Annotated in this window: 15 protein-coding genes; 14 read left to right on the forward strand and 1 reads right to left on the reverse strand. The window is 64.5% G+C overall.

Going from position 1 to position 18548, the window contains the following annotated elements; genetic code table 11:
- The first annotated feature begins 221 nt into the window (after nucleotides 1-221).
- From JFN91_RS22550 to JFN91_RS01500, 14 genes are all read left to right on the forward strand, one after another.
- A complete protein-coding gene (locus JFN91_RS22550; RefSeq protein ID WP_199387439.1) occupies nucleotides 222-1121 on the forward strand; it encodes an NADH-quinone oxidoreductase subunit B family protein in 900 nt (299 codons plus the stop codon).
- Nucleotides 1118-1816 (forward strand): NADH-quinone oxidoreductase subunit C, encoded by a 699-nt coding sequence (locus JFN91_RS01440; RefSeq protein WP_199387440.1) that lies wholly within the window; start codon nucleotides 1118-1120, stop codon nucleotides 1814-1816. Before JFN91_RS22550 ends, JFN91_RS01440 begins: the two co-directional genes overlap by 4 nt.
- On the forward strand, nucleotides 1813-2895 hold the full coding sequence (locus tag JFN91_RS01445) for a hydrogenase large subunit (protein ID WP_199387441.1): 1083 nt from the start codon (nucleotides 1813-1815) through the stop codon (nucleotides 2893-2895). The genes JFN91_RS01440 and JFN91_RS01445 overlap by 4 nt, the downstream gene beginning before the upstream one ends.
- An 8-nt stretch (nucleotides 2896-2903) precedes the next feature.
- Nucleotides 2904-3257, forward strand: coding sequence for a hydrogenase maturation nickel metallochaperone HypA (gene hypA / locus JFN91_RS01450; RefSeq protein WP_199387442.1), 354 nt, complete (start codon nucleotides 2904-2906; stop codon nucleotides 3255-3257).
- A 212-nt stretch (nucleotides 3258-3469) separates the two neighbouring features.
- Nucleotides 3470-4036 (forward strand): 4Fe-4S dicluster domain-containing protein, encoded by a 567-nt coding sequence (locus JFN91_RS01455; protein WP_199387443.1) that lies wholly within the window; start codon nucleotides 3470-3472, stop codon nucleotides 4034-4036.
- The gene (gene cooS / locus JFN91_RS01460) at nucleotides 4033-5940 is read left to right on the forward strand and encodes an anaerobic carbon-monoxide dehydrogenase catalytic subunit (protein WP_199387444.1); all 1908 of its coding nucleotides are present in this window, start codon (nucleotides 4033-4035) and stop codon (nucleotides 5938-5940) included. Before JFN91_RS01455 ends, cooS begins: the two co-directional genes overlap by 4 nt.
- 156 nt (nucleotides 5941-6096) lie before the next feature.
- The gene (locus tag JFN91_RS01465; protein ID WP_236014864.1) at nucleotides 6097-7002 is read left to right on the forward strand and encodes an ATP-binding protein; all 906 of its coding nucleotides are present in this window, start codon (nucleotides 6097-6099) and stop codon (nucleotides 7000-7002) included.
- 588 nt (nucleotides 7003-7590) lie between these two features.
- On the forward strand, nucleotides 7591-8268 hold the full coding sequence (locus JFN91_RS01470) for a response regulator (protein ID WP_199387445.1): 678 nt from the start codon (nucleotides 7591-7593) through the stop codon (nucleotides 8266-8268).
- Between the two features lie 95 nt (nucleotides 8269-8363).
- Entirely contained in the window at nucleotides 8364-10568 is a 2205-nt protein-coding gene (locus tag JFN91_RS01475) for an ATP-dependent helicase (RefSeq protein WP_199387446.1), read from the forward strand.
- A 55-nt stretch (nucleotides 10569-10623) separates the two neighbouring features.
- A complete protein-coding gene (locus tag JFN91_RS01480; RefSeq protein WP_199387447.1) occupies nucleotides 10624-11358 on the forward strand; it encodes a glycine zipper family protein in 735 nt (244 codons plus the stop codon).
- A 293-nt stretch (nucleotides 11359-11651) separates the two neighbouring features.
- Entirely contained in the window at nucleotides 11652-12629 is a 978-nt protein-coding gene (gene pdxA / locus JFN91_RS01485) for a 4-hydroxythreonine-4-phosphate dehydrogenase PdxA (RefSeq protein ID WP_199387796.1), read from the forward strand.
- Nucleotides 12630-12665: 36 nt separating this feature from the next.
- A complete protein-coding gene (locus tag JFN91_RS01490) occupies nucleotides 12666-13634 on the forward strand; it encodes a transglycosylase domain-containing protein (RefSeq protein ID WP_199387448.1) in 969 nt (322 codons plus the stop codon).
- Between the two features lie 311 nt (nucleotides 13635-13945).
- Entirely contained in the window at nucleotides 13946-15019 is a 1074-nt protein-coding gene (locus tag JFN91_RS01495; protein WP_199387449.1) for a response regulator, read from the forward strand.
- 12 nt (nucleotides 15020-15031) lie between these two features.
- Complete coding sequence (locus tag JFN91_RS01500) at nucleotides 15032-17476, forward strand: sensor domain-containing diguanylate cyclase (protein ID WP_199387450.1); 2445 nt, start codon at nucleotides 15032-15034, stop codon at nucleotides 17474-17476.
- Here the strand turns inward: JFN91_RS01500 and JFN91_RS01505 are convergent.
- Nucleotides 17466-18470 carry a hypothetical protein gene (locus JFN91_RS01505; protein WP_199387451.1) on the reverse strand — a complete coding sequence of 335 codons (1005 nt, stop codon included), beginning with the start codon at nucleotides 18468-18470 and terminating at the stop codon, nucleotides 17466-17468. The two genes, JFN91_RS01500 and JFN91_RS01505, sit on opposite strands and share 11 nt — an antisense overlap.
- Nucleotides 18471-18548 lie beyond the last annotated feature (78 nt).

The raw sequence follows: 18548 nt of genomic DNA on the forward strand, positions 1-18548 counted from the left end.
GTTGCTCCCGAATTCACTGGTACACTCAAATCCCTCCTGACCCCCCTTCGCAAAGGGGGAACGTAACGCCTCCTTTCATCCTTCGAGATAACACATCCCCTGTTGCTCGGCCTTTCCCTGAACACAAAAAACTAACAACTGTCGGCTGCCCGACAGACCGCCGCTCGTTTTTGGCCTAGAGTGCCGCCCATGCTGCAACTTGTCTGCAACGGGAGAGCGCGATGCACATGCAGGTAGAAGAAACGACAGTCGAGCCGGTACGGCTGTTCCGCATCAACACCGGGTCCTGTAACGGCTGCGACGTGGAACTGGCGGTGACCTCGGCAGTGACCGAATTCGACGTGGAACAACTTGGTTGTCGCTACACGGAAGACGCGACCGAGGCGGACGTGCTGCTGATCACGGGACCTCTTACCGTTAAGGCACGTGACGAAGTGCTGCGCCTCTACGCGGAGACGCCGCGGGACAGGATCACCGTTGCCGTCGGCGTCTGCCCGGTGTCAGGCGGGGTGTTCCGCGACAGCTACGCGGTGGACGGGCCGATCGAGCGCTACCTGCCGGTGGACGTGAACGTCCCGGGTTGCCCGCCACGGCCCCAGGCATTGCTGGCCGGGATCGGAGAGGCATTGCAGATACGCCAGGCCCGGCGCGCTGGGGTGGAACCGGTAGGCCGGGCTGATGGCAAGGGCCAAGAAGGCGACAACTTCCCTGCCCGCTGCAGGCTCAGCTTCGACGCCAGCGTCTGCGTCGATTGCCGCATGTGCCGCCACGTCTGCGCCGCCGGTGCCATCCGCTTTCAGGAGGTTGAGGGGGGCGTCCGCCTGACCCTCTGGCACAACAGCTGCGTCTTCTGCGGTCTGTGCAGCCACTACTGCCCCACCGGTGCCCTTTCCGTCACGGGTGACTGGCGCCTCGACCACCCGGCCGCCGACGCTTTCGCCCAGGTCGAGCGCGGGGACATCCCTTACGCACCCTGCTCCGGCTGCGGCGAACCCATCGTCCCGGCCGCCCCCCAACTCCTGCACACCGCTTTCCGTCGCCCAACCCCCGAGATCGATAAGTTGACAGCCCTCTGTCCGGCGTGCCGGCAGGTAATGAGTATAGGAGCACCGGGACGATGACCGATTGCACCGAGACGATGACCGATTGCGCCGAGACGATGCCCGATTGCGCCGAGACGATGCCCGATTGCGCCGAGACGATGCCCGAACGCAACAACCCGACAAGCGACGATCTCCCGACAGCTCCCCTCTCCCCCCGGGAGAGGGTGCCCGAAGGGCGGGTGAGGGATGCTTTTGAAGATGGCGTTGCTGCCGCCCTGGCCATGGCGGCGGGCGAAGAAACGACCGTGACCTGGCGCCGTGACCGCAAGGGCGTATCGACCGGCTGGTGCCGCCTTCCGTCCGGAGAGGCCCTGCTTCCGGCGGCCCGGGCCGTCGCGGAACTTCACGGCCGCCTGGCCATGGTGACCCCCTACCTCCCGGAACGCGCCAAGGAGAGAGGCGAGCGGGAGATCGCCTACCACTTCGACCTGGACGGCGCCACCCTCACCCTCACAGTCGTTCTCCCGCTTGAGTGGGCGCGGGTCCCGTCGCTCACCCCCATCTTCCGCAACTGCGACTGGCACGAGCGGGAGCTGATGGAACTCTACGATGTGCAGGTGGTGGGGCATCCCGACCCGAGGCGCCTGTTCCTCGACCACACGCTCCCCCACGCCCCCTTCGAGCGCCTGGTGCCGTATTCCACCTTCACCAACGCGGCTACCAGCAAGGCCCTCTGGGACAAGGTCCTGGCCGGCGAAAGAGAGGACGCATGACCACAAAAATCATCGAATTGGGGCCGCACCAACTGGCGCTCGAGGAGCCGATGTACTTCCGGGTGCAACTGGAAGGGGATCGGGTCGCCGACCTGGATGTCCTGCCCGGGCAGGTGCACCGCGGCATGGAGCACCTGGTCATGCGCCGCAACCTGTACCAGAACATCACCCTCCTGGAGCGCCTCTGCTCGCTCTGCTCCAACAGCCACCCGAGCACCTTCTGCGCGGCGGTGGAGGAGGTGGCGGGGATTGCCATTCCGCCGCGGGCCGAGTACCTGCGCGCCGTTGCGGACGAAATAAAACGCATCGCCTCGCACCTCTTCTGCTGCGCCGTCCAGGCCAACGCCATCGGCGAGATCCCGCTCTTCCGCCGGGTCATGGAGGTCCGCGAGATCATGCAGCGCGCCAAGGAGGCGATCTACGGCAACCGGATGGACCTGGCCGCCAACGTGATCGGCGGCGTGCGCTACGATCTTCCGCCCGAGGCGATCGCTTATCTCTACCAGGCCATGGAGGATATGAAAAAGCCGCTGGACGAGCTGTACCTGCAGTTCGCCAACAACCCGGCGCTCATGGCCCGCATGGCTTGGGTGGGTGTGCTGCCGAGCGAGGCGGCGGTCGAGTGCGCGGTCGTGGGCCCTGTGGCGCGCGCCTGCGGCATCGACTACGACGTGCGCAAGAAGAGCCCCTACGGTGCCTACGACCGGCTCGACTTCGAGGTGGCAATGCAGACGGCGGGGGACGTCCGGGCACGCAACCTGGTGCGGCTCGCCGAGGCGCGCCAGTCGGTGTCGCTTATCGAGCAGTGTCTCGCGCAGCTCCCGGCAGGCCCGCTCTGCGTCGATACGCTCCCCGAGATCCCCGCTGGCGAGGCCATCGCCAAGTCGGAGGCGCCGCGCGGCGAGCTCATGTACTACCTGCGCACCGATGGGTCGGACTTCCCGGTACGCCTCAAGTGGCGCGTCCCCTCCTACATGAACTGGGACGCGCTCAAGGTGATGCTCAAAGGTGAGCCGGTGGCCAACATTCCACTCATCGTGAACAGCATCGATCCCTGCATCGCCTGCACGGACCGCTAGGAGGCGGCATGCACGAAATCACCCTGGTGACGGGGCTCTTCGAGATCATCAACGAGCAGGTGGCGGCGCAGGGGATCGCATCCATCTCCAAGGTGCGCCTGAAGGTAGGGGAGCTGGCGGCTGTGGAGCCGATGACGCTCTCGGCCTGCTTCGAGGTGGTGGCGGAGGGGACCGTGGCCGAGGGGGCGCAACTGGAGATCGAGGAGGTGCCGCTGACCGGGCGCTGCCGCGACTGCGGGGACCGCTTCAGGATTGAAAACTTCAGCTTCATTTGCCCCGCCTGCCAGGGAGGGGACGTGGAGATGACCGGCGGCAGGGAATTGTATCTGGAGAGTCTGGAAGCAACGATGAAATCCCGTTAGCAATGCGAGTCGGGCAACGAGCAAGCGCTCCCCCCCCCGGAGGGGGGAGGCTGGGAGGGGGGAAAGAGATGCTGCGTTCCCCCTCCCTGACCCTCCCCCTCCGGGGGCGGGGACGAATCGGCGACTGATTCCCCCCTCTCCCTCCGGGAGAGGGGACGTGGACGGGGGTGGGTGGAAGATCATGAGTAATCTGGACATGCAAAGGAGACCAAATGAAGCGACAACGTGAAAATGCCATCGTATTTGCCGATCCCGAGCGCTGTCTCGGCTGCCACGGCTGCGAGCTGGCCTGTGCCGTGGCCCATTCCGGGACGGGGCTGCACCAGGCGGCGCTCTCGGGACTGACCCTGAGACCGCGCAACCGCGTGGTGGCGGCGGGCGGCGTGATGATGCCGGTGCAGTGCCGCCAGTGCGAGGATGCCCCCTGCGCCGCGGCCTGTCCCACCGGCGCCATGCTGCAGGAGAGCGGGCAGGTCGGGGTGCGCGAGAAGAACTGCGTCGGGTGCAAGGTCTGCGTCATGGTCTGCCCCTTCGGCGCCATTAGCGTCAAGCACGAGGGGAGCGATCCGGAAAGCTGCCGCACCAACGGCGGTATTGCCCGCAAATGCGACCTCTGCGCCGGCACCGGCCGTGACGTTCCCGCCTGCGTCGAGGCGTGCCCGACCAAGGCGCTCTCCCTGGTGGACCTCGAGGAATACCGTCAGACCCTGATCGAAGCAAGGGCGGCCGAACTGGCCCAATCGCTCCAACATCTCAAATCAAGGAAGGCAAGGATATGACCATGAAGCTCACTACCGATCCGTCCGCGGCGACCCTGTTGCCCATCGCCAAGAAAGAAGGCATTTCCACCGTCTGGGACCGCCACCGCGCCATGCAGCCGCAGTGCGGCTTCGGCCAGTTGGGTGTCTGCTGCCGCATCTGCTGGAAAGGGCCCTGCCGTATCGATCCGTTCGGGGACGGCCCCCAGCGCGGCATCTGCGGCGCCGATGCCGACACCATCGTGGCCCGTAACGTGATCCGCATGATCGCGGCCGGTGCCGCCGGGCACTCCGAGCACGGCCGCCACGTGGCTCTCGCCCTGCAGGGTGTCGCCGAGGGGCGGCTCCCCGCCTGCCAGATCCGTGACGAGGCCAAGCTGCGTGCGGTCGCGGCGAAACTCGGCCTCTGCACCGAAGGGCAGGACATTCCGGCCATCGCCGCCGCGGTGGCCAAGGCGACCCTGGAGGACTTCCAGAACCAGGACCACGACGCCCCCTGCAACTGGATCGAGGCCACCCTGACCAAGAAGCGCCTGGAGCGCCTGCAGGCCCTGCACGTGGTGCCGCATAACATCGACGCCGTCATCACCCAGATCATGGGACGCACCCTGGTCGGCTGCGACGCCGATCCGGTCAACCTCATCCTGGGCGGCATAAAGGGGGCGCTGGCAGACTTCGACGGCATGTGCCTCGCCACCGAGCTTTCCGACGCCTTGTTCGGCACGCCGAGCCCGGTTATTACTGCCGCTAACCTTGGCGTCATCAAGCCGGACGCCGTCAACATTGCGGTGCACGGCCACAACCCGCTGCTGAGCGAAGTCGTCTGCGAGGTCGCCGGGCAGATGGACGAGGAGGCCAGGAAGGCGGGCGCGCCGGCCGGTATCAACATCGTCGGCATCTGCTGCACCGGCAACGAGGTGATGGTGCGCCATGGCATCCCGCTGGCCGCGAACTACCTCTCCCAGGAGCTGGCCCTGGTCACCGGCGCGGTGGACGCCATGGTGGTCGACGTGCAGTGCATCATGCCCTCGGTGAGCGAGATCGGCGCCTGCTTCCACACCGCCGTGATCACCACCATGGCGGAGAACAAGATCCCGGGCGCCACCCATGTCGATTTCAAGGAAGAGACGGCCCTGGAAAACGCGCGCCGGATCGTGGCGGCAGCGATCGACGCGTACAAGCGGCGCGACCCGCGTCGGGTCAACATCCCGGACTTCAAGCAGACCGCCATCGTCGGCTTCGGCGTCGAGTCCGTGGTGGGCGCGCTGGCGACGCTGAACCCGGAAGACCCGCTCCAGCCGCTGATCGAGAACATCGCCAACGGCAACATCCGCGGCATCGCCCTCTTCGCCGGCTGCAACTCGACCCAGGTGGCGCAGGACAGCAGTTTCGTCACCATGGCCAAGAAGCTCGCCGCCAACAACGTGCTGCTGCTCGCCACCGGCTGCGGCGCGGGCTCCTTCGCCAAGCACGGCCTGATGACCCAGGAGGCGACGCTGGAATACGCTGGTGATTCGCTCAAGGCCGTGTTGACCGCCATCGGCACCTCCGCGGGGTTGAACGGCCCGCTGCCCTTGGTGCTGCACATGGGCTCCTGTGTGGACAACAGCCGTGCCGTACAGGTGGCCGTGGCCGTCGCCGACAAGCTGGGCGTCGATCTCGACCAGCTGCCGCTCGTTGCCTCCGCGCCGGAGGCCATGTCCGAGAAGGCCGTCGCCATCGGCACCTGGAGCGTCGCCCTCGGTATCCCGACCCATCTCGGCACCATGCCGCAGGTGACCGGCTCCGCCAAGGTCACCGAATTGCTCACCCAGACCGCCAAGGACCTCTTGGGTGGCTACTTCCTGGTCGAACTCGATCCCAACCTCGCAGCAGACAAGCTCCTGGAGGTGATTGAGGAGCGGAGGAAGGGGTTGGGGATCTAGTTTGTACGAGCCCTCGCGTTCCCCCCTTGTGAAAGGGGGGGCAGGAGGGATTTAGCCGAGGTAGCCACGGCATCCTGCACTAAGGGGACAGGCACCTGGCGGAGCCAGTCCCCTCCTGCGAAAGGAACGAGCGGGAGACATAAGGAGAAACAGAGTATGTGCGACCATCACAACCACGCGCATGACCACCACCACGACCTTGACCACCACCACGGTCACCACCATGATCACGGAAATGACCACCATCACCCCCACCTCCATGCCGTGCCTCAGCGCGGGCCGGGGCTGAAGATCGCCATTACCGGCAAAGGGGGCGTGGGCAAAACGACCTTCGCGAGCCTCCTCTGCCGCGCCTTCGCCAATGACGGCGCCAAGGTGGTGGCGGTGGACGCCGACCCGGACGCCAACTTCGCGGCGGCGCTCGGTATCCCGGCTGACCGGGCTGCGGAGCTCCAGCCGGTGGCGCGCATGAAGGAACTGGCCGAGGAGCGCACCGGAGCAAGCGGCGGCTATGGTTCCTTTTTTAAGCTCAACCCGAAGGTGAACGATCTGCCGGAGAAGTTCTGCCTGGAGCACGACGGGGTGCGCTTTCTCTGGATGGGTACCCTGGAGCAGGGCGGCAGCGGCTGCGCCTGCCCGGAAAGCACCCTGGTGAAGCGCCTGATGGGGCACCTGCTCCTGGAGCGGGACGAGGTGGTGGTCATGGACATGGAGGCGGGGCTCGAGCACCTTGGGCGCCGCACGGCAGAATCGGTGGACGCCCTGGTGGTCGTGGTGGAGCCGGGGCAGCGCAGCCTGCAGACGGCCCAGCAGATCATGCGGCTGGCGGCGGATGTCGGCATCGACGAGGTTTACGTGGTCGGGAGCAAGGTGCGCGACGAGGAAGACCGGCGCCTCATTGAGGAGGCGGTCCCGTCGGAGCGGCTGCTAGGCGCCATCAGCTTTTGCGAAGGGGTGCGCCTCGCGGACCGCGACAACCTGCCCCCGGACCGGCTTAGCCCGGAGGCGCTCCGGGAGGTGCGGGAGATCAAGGCCCGCCTGCTGCACCTGCGTGCGAAGTAGTTGCCATTTGCATGACCTTAGGACGTCCCCCCTTTTGCAAAGGCTGTGTTAGCCATCCGTGTTGATATTCCCCTTGATCTCGTTTGATCTCGTTCCCAAGATCCACCTTGGGAACGCAAAGCCTCTCCGAAGTTCCAACTTCCCTCGGATGCAAAGCTGGAGCTTTGCGCCATATGGGGTTCCCAAGCTGGAGCTTGGGAACCAGGAAAAGCTGGAGCTTGGGAACCAGGAAAAGCTGGAGCTTGGGAACCAGGAACGGGCCCCCACGTTCCCCCCTTTCGCAAAGGGGGGGCAGGGGGGATTTAGCCAACGTAGGCAGAGCATCCAAGTTGCTTTGGAACGCTGGCTGGGCTGAAAGAAGTGTTTCGCTAGAGGGACTGGCACCTAACGGAGCCAGTCCCTTCTGTCATAAATCCCCCGAGCAGAACCGGAACGGGCCGCACATCGTTTGATGACGGCCTATTTTAGTTTTGATCGGCACCTGTCGAAAAGGAGTACAGCTGTGACCTTGACTTGAGGGACAGCTACGGGTATTTTATGCCGAAAGTTGCATATTCGAGAATCTACAAGGTTCTTAAGGGAGGACTCTTGCAGCCTACCATCTTGCTCGTAGACGACCTGCAGATGTTTCTGGAGATCGAGAAGGATTTTTTCAAACATACCGACGTGAAGGTGGTGACGGCGCGCGACGGCGTCGAGGCGCTGGAAGCGGTGAAGCACCATAAGCCGGCCCTCGTTTTCATGGATCTGCAGATGCCCAACATGGACGGCGCCAGTTGCTGCAAGGCGATCCGCTCCAACCCCAAGCACGCCGATACGCCGGTGGTCCTCATCTCTTCCAGCACCGTGGAAAAGGACCGCGATGACAGCTTTGCCGCCGGCTGCAACTATTTCCTCAGCAAACCCGCCGGTCGTGACCGCTTCCTGGAGATCGCCCGCGAATTCATCCCCGGCATCGATCGCCGCGAAAAACGGCTACCCTGTTCCCTCCCGGCCACCATGCAGCATAACGGTGCCCCCGTCCCCTGCTCGCTTTACGACCTCGGCGTCGAGGGGGCCTACGTGGTTACCGACATCGCCGCGCGGGCCGGCAACGTGCTGCAACTCTCCTTCACCCTCCCCGACGGCACCATGGTAGACACCGCCGCCAGGGTGGTCTGGTCCGACGCAAGCGGCAAGAACCGCCCCAAGGGTATCGGCGTCAAGTTCGCCCTGCTCCCAAAGCCCCTGCGCTCCGCTCTGGCTCAGGCCCTGGAAAACATGTGAGGCAGATTCCCTTTTGACCTGACTGGGGCTAAGTGATATAAATAGGCGCTCGGCACTCCGCGGCGCCTAAGCCCCGACAGGCCTTAAGGAAAATCATGAAACTGCTCCACAATCTGAACCCTCCCCAGCAGGAGGCCGTGCTGCACGGCGAGGGACCGCTGCTGGTCCTGGCCGGCGCCGGCTCCGGCAAGACCCGCGTCATCGTGCACCGCATCGGCTACCTGATTCACGAGCGCGGCGTCCCCCCCTGGCAGATCCTGGCTGTCACCTTCACCAACAAGGCCGCCGGAGAGATGCGCGAGCGCATCCAGCACATGCTGGGTGAGGGGGAAACACCCCTCGTCTCCACCTTCCATTCCACCTGCGCCCGCATCCTGAGAAGCGATATCAGGAGCCTGGGCTATGACTCCAACTTCGCCATCTACGACGACAAGGACTGCGAGCGCCTGCTGAAGGACTGCGCCGCCGAGATGAACCTGGACGAGAAACGCTACCCGGTGAAGATGCTCGGCAGCGCCATCGACGAGTTCAAGAACCAGGGCATGAGCCCCTTCGACGTCCCGGCCGACTCCCCTTACCAGGCGACGCTGGCCCGGGTCTACCGCTGCTACCAGGAGCGCCTGAAGCGCTGCAACGCTGTCGATTTCGGGGACCTGCTCCTGTTGACGGTGCAGCTCTTCGAGGAGCACAAGGAGGTGCTGGACAAGTACCTGCAGCGCTGGCGCTGGCTCCTCGTTGACGAATACCAGGACACCAACCCGGTGCAGTACCGCCTGGTGCAGCTTTTGGCCGGCGCGCGCCAGAACCTCTGCGTGGTCGGCGACGACGACCAGTCCATCTACGGCTGGCGCGGCGCGGACATCCGCAACATCCTGGAATTCGAGAAGGACTTCCCCGGGGTGAAGGTGGTGAAGCTGGAGCAGAATTACCGCTCCACCAAGACCATACTGGACGGCGCCTGGCACGTGGTGCAGAAGAACAAGGGGAGAAAGCCCAAGCGTCTCTGGACCGACAACCCCGAGGGGGAGCGCATCGTGTACCGCACCCTCCCCAACGAGTGGGAGGAGGGGCGCACCGTCTGCCGCGAGATCGAACGCTTTCTGGCCGAGGGGGGCGATCTCTCCGAGGTGGCGGTTTTCTATCGGACCAACGCCCAGTCCCGCGTCATCGAGGAAGCCCTGGTGGGGGCGCAGATCGCGCACCACATGGTCGGCGGCGTCCGCTTCTATGCGCGACTCGAGATAAAGGACATCCTCGCTTACCTTAAGGTGCTGGATAACCCTTCCGACGACGTGGCGGTGAAGAGGATCATCAACACGCCGCCGCGCGGCATCGGCAACACCACGGTGCAGAAGATCGCCGACTTCGCCAACGAAAAGGGGCTTCCTTTCTACGACGCGATGCTGGAAGGGGCCTATGGGCCGCTGCTCCCGGCCGCGGCGCGCGGCAAGGTGGCCGCCTTCGTCAACGAGCTGGAGGGGTACAAGACCCTGAGCGAGAAGCTCCCCCTGTCGGAACTCACCGCCGCGGTCATCAACGATTCCGGTTACTACGCCCGCCTGAAGCTCCAGCGGACCGAGGATGCCCAGGAGCGGATCGACAACCTCCAGGAGCTGGTGACCGCCATGCAGACCTACGAAAGCATGCCGGGCGAGCACGGGCTGGCCGATTTCCTGGAGCGGGTGGCATTGGTATCCGACCTGGAGCACGAGGGAGAGGGGAAGAAGGCGTCCGCGACGCTGATGACCCTGCACTCGGCCAAGGGACTGGAATTCCAGCTGGTGTTCATGATCGGCATGGAGGAAAAGCTTTTCCCCCACGTGCGCGCCCTGGAAAACCCGGATCAGATGGAAGAGGAAAGAAGGCTCTGCTACGTCGGGATGACCCGCGCCAAGAAGCGCCTGTTCCTCCTGAACGTGCGCCGGCGCCACATCTTCGGCCAGGAGCAGATGAACGCACCCGCCCGCTTCATTGCCGACATCCCGAAGAACCTTTTGGACAGCGGCGACCTCTGGCAGCGCCCCGAGCCCTCGCGCGACTTTTCCACCGGCCATAACCTGGCTTCCCTCTTCGACGAGGAGATCGAACCGGAGTTCGAGGACAACGAGGTGCGCATGGTCCCCGACGACGAGGACGACGGCATCTGGGTGGGGATGAAGGTACGCCACGCCCAGTTCGGGCCGGGCACCATCAGGAAGATCGAAGGGGAGGGGGACAACCAGAAGGTGATCGTCTGGTTCAACTCTCTCGGCGGCCCGAAGAAGCTGCTGGTCCGCTTCGCCGGCCTTGAGCGAGCCTGAAAAGCGGTATATAGTTGCCCTGTGTTGCTAATGAAAATATCAAGGAGGCCTCCCCATGAGAAAACTCGCCGTCTTCATGATAGCCATGATGCTCTTCTCCGGCTGCACCCACTATAAGAGCCAGTATGTTTCCTTCCGTCCCCCAGAGGCGTACCAGAACCACCTGGAGCAGTCCGGCGTCTCATTGGGCGGCGAGGCGTACGCCACTCCGGAAGCGGCCGAGCAGGCCTTCGGCTTCGATGTCAAGGGGGCCGGCCTCTTGCCGGTCATGCTGGTCATGGACAACAAGAGCGGCAAAACCCTGGAAATAATGGGCGGCCAGACCTTCCTGGTGGATGAGGGGGGCAACTACTGGCCGCTGGTCACCAACAAGGTGGCCTTCGACCGGCTGGAAAGCTCGACCCAGTTCGCCTCCTTCTTCGGCAAGGGGGCCGGCAAGGGAGCCCTCCTGGGCGCCGCGGCGGGCACCATTCTCGGGACCGCGCTGGGCATCGTCTCCGGCAAGAGCGTGGCCTCGTCGTTGGGCAAGGGTGCCGCTATCGGTGCCGCCGGCGGCGCCATCATCGGTGGCACCCAGGAAGGGACCTCCAACGACCGCGAGAACCGCATCTCGGACGACCTGAGGAGCAAGGGGTTGGAAGGAAAGCTCATTCCGACCGACAGCCTCTCCAACGGGTTCATCTTCTTCCCGGGCGAGGCGCCCAGCGCGAAGGAGTTGAGGCTGCAGTGGCGCGAGAAGGAAACCGGCCAGGTTCAGAAGCTGATCCTGCCGCTTAACGTGCGTAAGTAGCTGCAAGGGGACTGGCTCCGCCAGGTGCCTGTCCCCCTTTCTTTAAACGGGGATAGGGGCTCCATCGGCCCCTATTCTTTTGTGTGGCCATCTTTCCCATCTTTCCCCCCTCCCGACCTCCCCCCTCCGGGGGGAGGAGTTGCGTCCCCACCCTGGAGGGGAGTTGCGTGCGTCCCACCTGGATGGAGGAGCTGTCTGGTACCCTCCCCCGGAGGGGGAGGGACAGGGAGGGGGAAGATCTGTTGCTACAGCTGAAGGAGTTCCCTGTGGATAAACCCATCATAGCCGTCACCATGGGTGATCCCTCCGGCATCGGCCCGGAGATCATCGCCGCGGCACTGGCCGACCCCGCCGTTACTAAGCTCTGTCGCCCGCTGGTCCTCGGCGACCGCGGCGCCATCGAGCGCGGCATCGCCGTGGCGGGCGCCAAGCTCTCCATCGTCTCGGCCCCCGACCTCATCCCTCCGGCGGACCCGGCCCCGGGCACCCTCTACCTGCGCGAACTCTCCGCCCTCCAACCGGACCAGATGGTGTACGGCAAACCGAGCCCCGCCGGAGGCGACGCCTGCTACCGCTACATCTGCGAGGCGGCGAGACTGTGCATGGATGGCACGGTGGCGGCCATGGCCACCGCTCCCATCAACAAGGAGTCGCTCAACAGCGCCGGGCACCATTTCCCCGGGCATACGGAACTGCTGGCGGAGCTGACCGGCGGACACGAGGTGGTGATGATGCTGGCGGGCGACCGGCTCCGGGTCACCCTGGTGACCATCCACGAGGCGCTGGCCCAGGTGCCGGGACTGGTCACCTTCGACCGCGTCCTCTCCACCATCAGGATCACCAACGACTCGCTGGCACGCTGGTTCTGCAAGGAGCCGCGACTGGCCGTCCTGGCCCTCAACCCGCATTGCGGCGAGGGGGGCATGTTCGGCGACGAGGAAAGCCGCATCATCACCCCAGCGGTGGCCGCGGCGCGGGAAGAGGGAATCGACGCGGTGGGGCCGCTCTCCGCCGACACCCTGTTCCACTTCGCCGCCCAGGGGGGCTACGACGCCGTGGTCTGCATGTATCACGACCAGGGGCTCATCCCGCTCAAGCTTTTGCACTTCGACGACGGGGTCAACGTCACCCTTGGCCTCCCCATCATCCGGACCTCCGTCGACCACGGCACCGCCTACGATCTGGCCGGCACCGGCAAGGCGAGCACCGCCAGCATGAAGGCCGCCCTGGTCATGGCCGCGCAGATGGCGCAGACGGGTTTGGATAAGTAACGTGGTTGAGTGGAATGTACGAAAGGAACCACTGATATGAAATGGAAAAAATACCTCCTCTGGGGCGCCGGCCTCTTTGCCCTCTACGCCGTCTACGTCGTCGTTTCGCTCTTCTTCCTGCCGCCGGTATCCGCGCTCAAGGACAAGAAGATGAACATGACCATCCAGGTCAAGGACTGGCAGGGGAATTACCACCCGCTGGTGGTCGGTCCGAAGAACCGCTACTGGGCACCGCTGTCCCAGATCCCTTCCGAGATGAAGTGGGCAGTTATCCTCGCCGAGGACGCTTCCTTCTACAAGCACGAGGGGATCGACGTGAAGGCGATCAAGGAGGCGATCAAGTACGACCTGGAGAAGCAGAGCTTCGCCCGCGGCGCCTCCACCATTACCCAGCAGGTGGCCAAGAACCTGTTCCTCTCCCGGGAGAAGACCCTGACCCGCAAGGCCAAGGAGCTCTACCTGGCCAAGCGGATGGAGCAGGAGATCACCAAGGGGCGCATCATCGAGCTCTACCTTAACGTGATCGAACTGGGGCCCATGGTGCACGGCATCGGCCACGGGGCGCGCTACTACTTCGGCAAGTCCCCGGCCGCGCTCACCCCGCGCGAATGCGCCTTCCTGGCGGCCATGCTCCCGGGACCGCGCGTCGCCTATAACCCGTACAAGAACCTGGACAAGGTGCTCAAGCGCTCCAACATGATCCTGAGGCTATTGGCCAACAAGGGTGTGCTCTCCGCCGGCGAGTACCAGGCGGCGCTGGCCGAGACGCCCAACATCGGCCGGATGCAGAGGAAGGTGGACGAGAGCATCAAGCAGGTCGAGGTCATGGCCAACCATACCAGCGCCACCGTGCCGCAGGGACTGGACAAACAGCCGGAGCAGGGTCCCGTCGCACCCGCCGCAGCACCGGCCGAGCAGCCCGGCGGCACCGAAGCGGCACCCGAGAAAGCGCCCGATAGCGGCGCCGCGCCCAAGGACGCCCCCGCACCGCAGGACAAGCAGTAGCAGCTCCTCCCCCCGGAGGGGGGAGGCTGGGAGGGGGGCAAGAGCAGGGACAAGAGCTTTTCCCCCTCCCCAACCCTCCCCCTCCGGGGGAGGGGGCAGCACCTGCGCTCCCTTGACGAGGGGGGCAGGCACCTGCGGAGCCAGTCCCCTTCAGCCGCCCAGCCATCTCCAGCACTCACTACTCCCACCACTCCCATCATCGCTCCTCCCCCGCTTAGCCTTGTCTTAGAATTCTCCCCCTCAAGTTCCCATTAAATCTGCCGAAAACTACCAAGAAGACGAATAAGCGTCACAAGCTATTGGAGAATGTGATGGAAACAGCTATATCAGGCCGCGTCATCCTCGTAGATGACGACCCTTATGTCTTGGAAAGCGTAGCCCTGCTCCTCTCTGTGAGCGGCTTCGAGGTGCACCCGTTCTCAAACGGCATGGATGCCCTGGAACTCCTGCGCCAGTCCCCTCCCGACGTGGTGCTCACCGACGTGAACATGCCGCAGATGTCGGGTATCGAGCTTCTGGAGCAGATCCACGAGTTCGACCGGGACATCCCGGTGATCCTGATGACGGCCTACGCGGAGCTGGAGATGGCGGTCTCGGCGATCAAGAAGGGTGCCTTCGATTTCATCATCAAGCCTTTCAAGACGCCCTACCTGATCTACGCGGTCGAAAAGGGGATCAACTACCAGAGACTGTTGCTGGTGGAGAAGAACTACAAGGCGGAGCTGGAACGCCAGGTGCTGGACCGGACCCGGGAACTGGGCGAGGCGCTGGTGCAGATGCGCAGCATGAGCCGCGAAACCATCGAGAGGCTGACGGCGGCGGCCGAATTGAGGGACGAGGATACCGGCAAGCACATCGCCCGCATCGGGTTGTACGCCAAGCGCTTGGCCGAAGAGCTCGCCATGCCGCGCGAATTCGTGGACGGCATCGCCATGGCGTCTCCCATGCACGACGTCGGCAAGATCGGCATCCCGGATGCCATTCTCCTGAAGGCCGGCCCGCTCACCAACGAGGAATTCGGCATCATGAAGAGCCACACCTCCATCGGCGGCAAGATCCTCGCGGGGTCCAACCACCTGGTGCTGCAGATGGCCGCCTCCATCGCCAACACGCACCACGAACGCTGGGACGGCACCGGCTACCCGCGCGGTCTGGTGGGGGCCACCACCCCCATGGAGGGGCGCATCGTCATGCTGGTGGACCAGTACGACGCCTTGAGAAGCAAGCGGGTCTATAAGCCTGCGCTGGACCACGAAAGGACCGTGGAGATCATCACCAAGGGGGATGGCAGGACCATGCCGCACCACTTCGATCCCCAGGTGCTGGAGGCCTTCGACGCGGCGGCTGCCGATTTCGCCACCATCTACGCCACCCATAACGATTAGACCCCAAACGCAATGGTCAGGTTCAGCCTGAAAATAAAACTGGCGCTGGTGGTCCTGCTCCTGATCGGCATTGTGAGCACGGGAGTCGCCGGGCTCGGCCTCATGTTCTTCATCAAGGAGTTCAAGGCCAGCATTGCCAGCCGTCAGTATTCCGTGGTCACCGCCACGGCCACGGACATGGATGACCGCATCGCATCGGCGCAGCGTGAACTGGTAGCGGTGGCGATGAGCATCCCTCCCTCCATGGCGGCCGATCCGCAGCGTCTGCAGCACTTCCTCGACTCCCGCCTCGACCTGCACCAGGTCTTCAGCGACGGCACCGGCTTCTACTCTCCCAAGGGGATCCTGCTCGCCTCCGCCCCGGGACAGACCCTTTTCCTCGGCAAGGATTTCTCCAGCCGCGAATACTTCATCCATACGATGGGCTCAGGCAAGCCGTACATATCCGAGCCGCTGATCTCTGCACGGGGTAACCTGCTGGTCATTTTCACCGCTCCGGTGCTGGCCCCGGACGGCACCCTGATCGGCGTGCTGGGGGGAAGGGTGGAGCTCGCCGAGGAAAACTTCCTGACCCGGTTGGGCCGGTTGCGGGTCGGTGACGGCGGCAACTTCTTTCTGTTCAACGACCAGCGGCACATGATCGTGCACCCGAACCGGGACCGGATCCCGCTGCCGCTGCCGCCTGCCGGGCAGCAGGAACTGCTGGACCGGGTAATCGACGGCTACGAGGGGAGCGGCGAGATGGTCGGACCCTCCGGTGTTGCCGGCATCTACTCCTTCAAGAGGCTGCAGTCGACCAGGTGGATCCTGGCGGCGGAGCGTCCGCTGTCGGAGGCGTACGAGCCCATCTACCGGGCGCGCGCCCTGGTGCTGTACAGCCTGGCAGCGCTCCTTCCCGTGGCCCTGATCTTCGTCTGGCTCTTCGTCGGGCGCCTGACGGCACCGTTGCTGACTTTTGCCTCCAGGGTGCGCAGCATGGGCGAGGATACCTCGTTCGAACCGATGGCGCTGCAAAGCCGGGACGAGATCGGCGAGCTGGTGCAGGCCTTCAACGCCATGATGCAGGAACTGACCAGCCAGCGGCGACGGCTGGAGCACGAGAAGAGTTTCGCCGTGCAGCTTTTGCAGCACAGCGCACTCCCCTGTTTCGTCATCGACGCCGAACACCGGGTCATCATCTGGAACAAGGCCATGGAGGAGCTGACCGGCGTCGGCGCCGAGGACCAGGTAGGGAAGGCGGAGGCGTGGCGGGCATTCTACACGGAACAGCGCCGCATGCTGGCCGACGTCGTGGTGGACGGCACGCTGCAGGATATGGCGGACCTGTACTCCTGCTATGCCGACTCCGAATTGATCCCGGAAGGGCTGCGCGCCGAGGGGTGGTATCGGCTCAAAGGGAAACAGCGCTACCTCTGCTTCGACGCCGCGCCGATCAGGGACAGCGAGGGGAACGTGGTGGCCGCCATCGAGACCCTGCAGGACGTGACCGTGAAGGCCAAGACCGAGGAGCGGCTGACCAACATGGTGGAGGCTATCGGCGAGAGCGAGGAGCGCTTCCGGCGCCTGGTGGAACTCTCGCTGGACGGCATCGCCATCCTGGTCGGGCGCCGCTTCGTCTTCATCAACCCTGCCGGCAGCGAACTGCTGGGGTGCCAGTCCCCGGACCAGCTCATGGGGCGGGAGATGCTGGATTTCATCGAGCGGGATTCGGCACAGCTGTTCCTGGAGCAGGTAAGCTACGCGGAGCAGGGGGACGCCAGCGCACCCTGGATCGAGGAGCGGCTGTTGCGCAACGACCGGACCACCATCGAGGTGGAGCTGGGGGTGGGGCCCTTTGTCTACCGGGGCGAGCGGGCGCTGCAGGTCATCTTCCGGGACATCACCGAGCGCAAGCTGGCCAAGGCGCGGCTGGAGACCCTGGCCCATTACGATTCGCTCACCTCGCTCCCGAACCGGGTGCTGTTCTTCGATCGGCTGAAGCACGCGCTCTCCGAGGCGAAACGGTATCACCACCCGATGGCGCTCATGTATCTCGACCTGGACTTGTTCAAGGAGATCAACGACCGCTTCGGCCATGCCGCCGGAGACGCCGTGCTCATGGAGGCGGGACAGCGGCTCAAGGACTGCGTGCGCGCCTGCGACATGGTGGCGCGCATGGGAGGTGACGAGTTCACCATCATCCTGACCAAGATGGCGGAGCCCCAGGATGCAGCGGTGGTAGCGGGGAGGATCATCGAGGCCTTTGCCCGTCCCTTCCAGGTGGAGGGGGGCGAGGCGGGCGTCGGGGTGAGCATCGGGGTCTGCATCTACCCGGACTGCGGCGACGACCTGGACGGGATGGTGCGTGCGGCGGACGGCGCGATGTACCGCGCCAAGCAGGAAGGAAAGAACATGTACCGCTTCCACTCCCCGGTTCAGGGGGAGGGAAGCGGCATACAGGAAGGGACTACAGCCTGAGCGCCTCGACAGCGGCCTCGTCCAGGGCATTGGTGGTGCAGAACTCGCTCTCGGCGCCGTCGCAGGTGACGGCGATGGTGGCCGCGGCACCGGGCTCGGCCTTGGTGTAGCGCAACAGGATCTGCGCGGCGCGCTCCAAAAGCTCCGGCGAGCTCTCGCCCATGACCGCCGCCAGCGGGCTCTTCCCCTCCTGCCAGCGCAGGGCGGCCTCACCGGCCTGGATGGCGCGCTCCAGGAGTTCGTTCTCCGCCTCGTTTCTCCCCATGACCACCTTGGTGCGGCGCCCGATCCTGAAGTGTCTGCCCAGCTTCAGCATCCGGAAGTCCCTGAGGTTCAGCTGGTCCGAGTGATCGAAGACGTCGCGGATCTTGCCGACGAAGGAGAGTTCGGTCAGCAGGCATCCCCCGGCCGGGCAGGGATAGTTCTTCACGTCCAGTTCCTCGGCCAGTTCGAACTGCTCCTTGCGGGAGCGCCCCGAGATGGAGAGGAGCTTGTCACGGTCCACCCACCCTTCTTGTTCCGGGATGGTGGGGTTGAAGTGCTTGGCGGAGAGCGGGCGCAACAGGAGTCCTTCCAGGCCGCTCTCCCGCTCGATGACGCGCAGGGTGTCGCGGCGCTGACTCATCGGGCGCTGTCCCAGCACCTCGCCGGTGATGACGAAATCGGCCCCCGACTCCTCCATGTACTCCTTGGCCTTCTTCAAGAGGTAGATGCGGCAGTCGACGCAGGGGTTCATCCCCTTGCCGTAGCCGTGCTTGGGGTTCCTGATGATCTCCAGGTAGTCGGCCCCCTTGTTCATCACCTTGATGGGGATCTTGAATTCCTCCGCAACCCGCACCGCCTCCGACTTGCAGCCGGCGTTTTTTCCGGTGCAGGTGCAGAAGGGGGAGGTGAAGTTGAGCGCCTCCACGGCGATCCCCTGTTCCAGGAGCACCTTGACGGCGAGGGTGGAATCGAGTCCGCCCGAGAGCAGGGCGATGGCTTTTCTTTGCATGCAAACTCCTTATTCAATTGACAATTGATAATTGCCGATTGACAACGTAGGTTCTTTTTCAGTAATGATGGCAGTGAC

The sequence above is a fragment of the Geomonas anaerohicana genome (genome assembly GCF_016458305.1).
GTDB classification, from domain to species: domain Bacteria; phylum Desulfobacterota; class Desulfuromonadia; order Geobacterales; family Geobacteraceae; genus Geomonas; species Geomonas anaerohicana.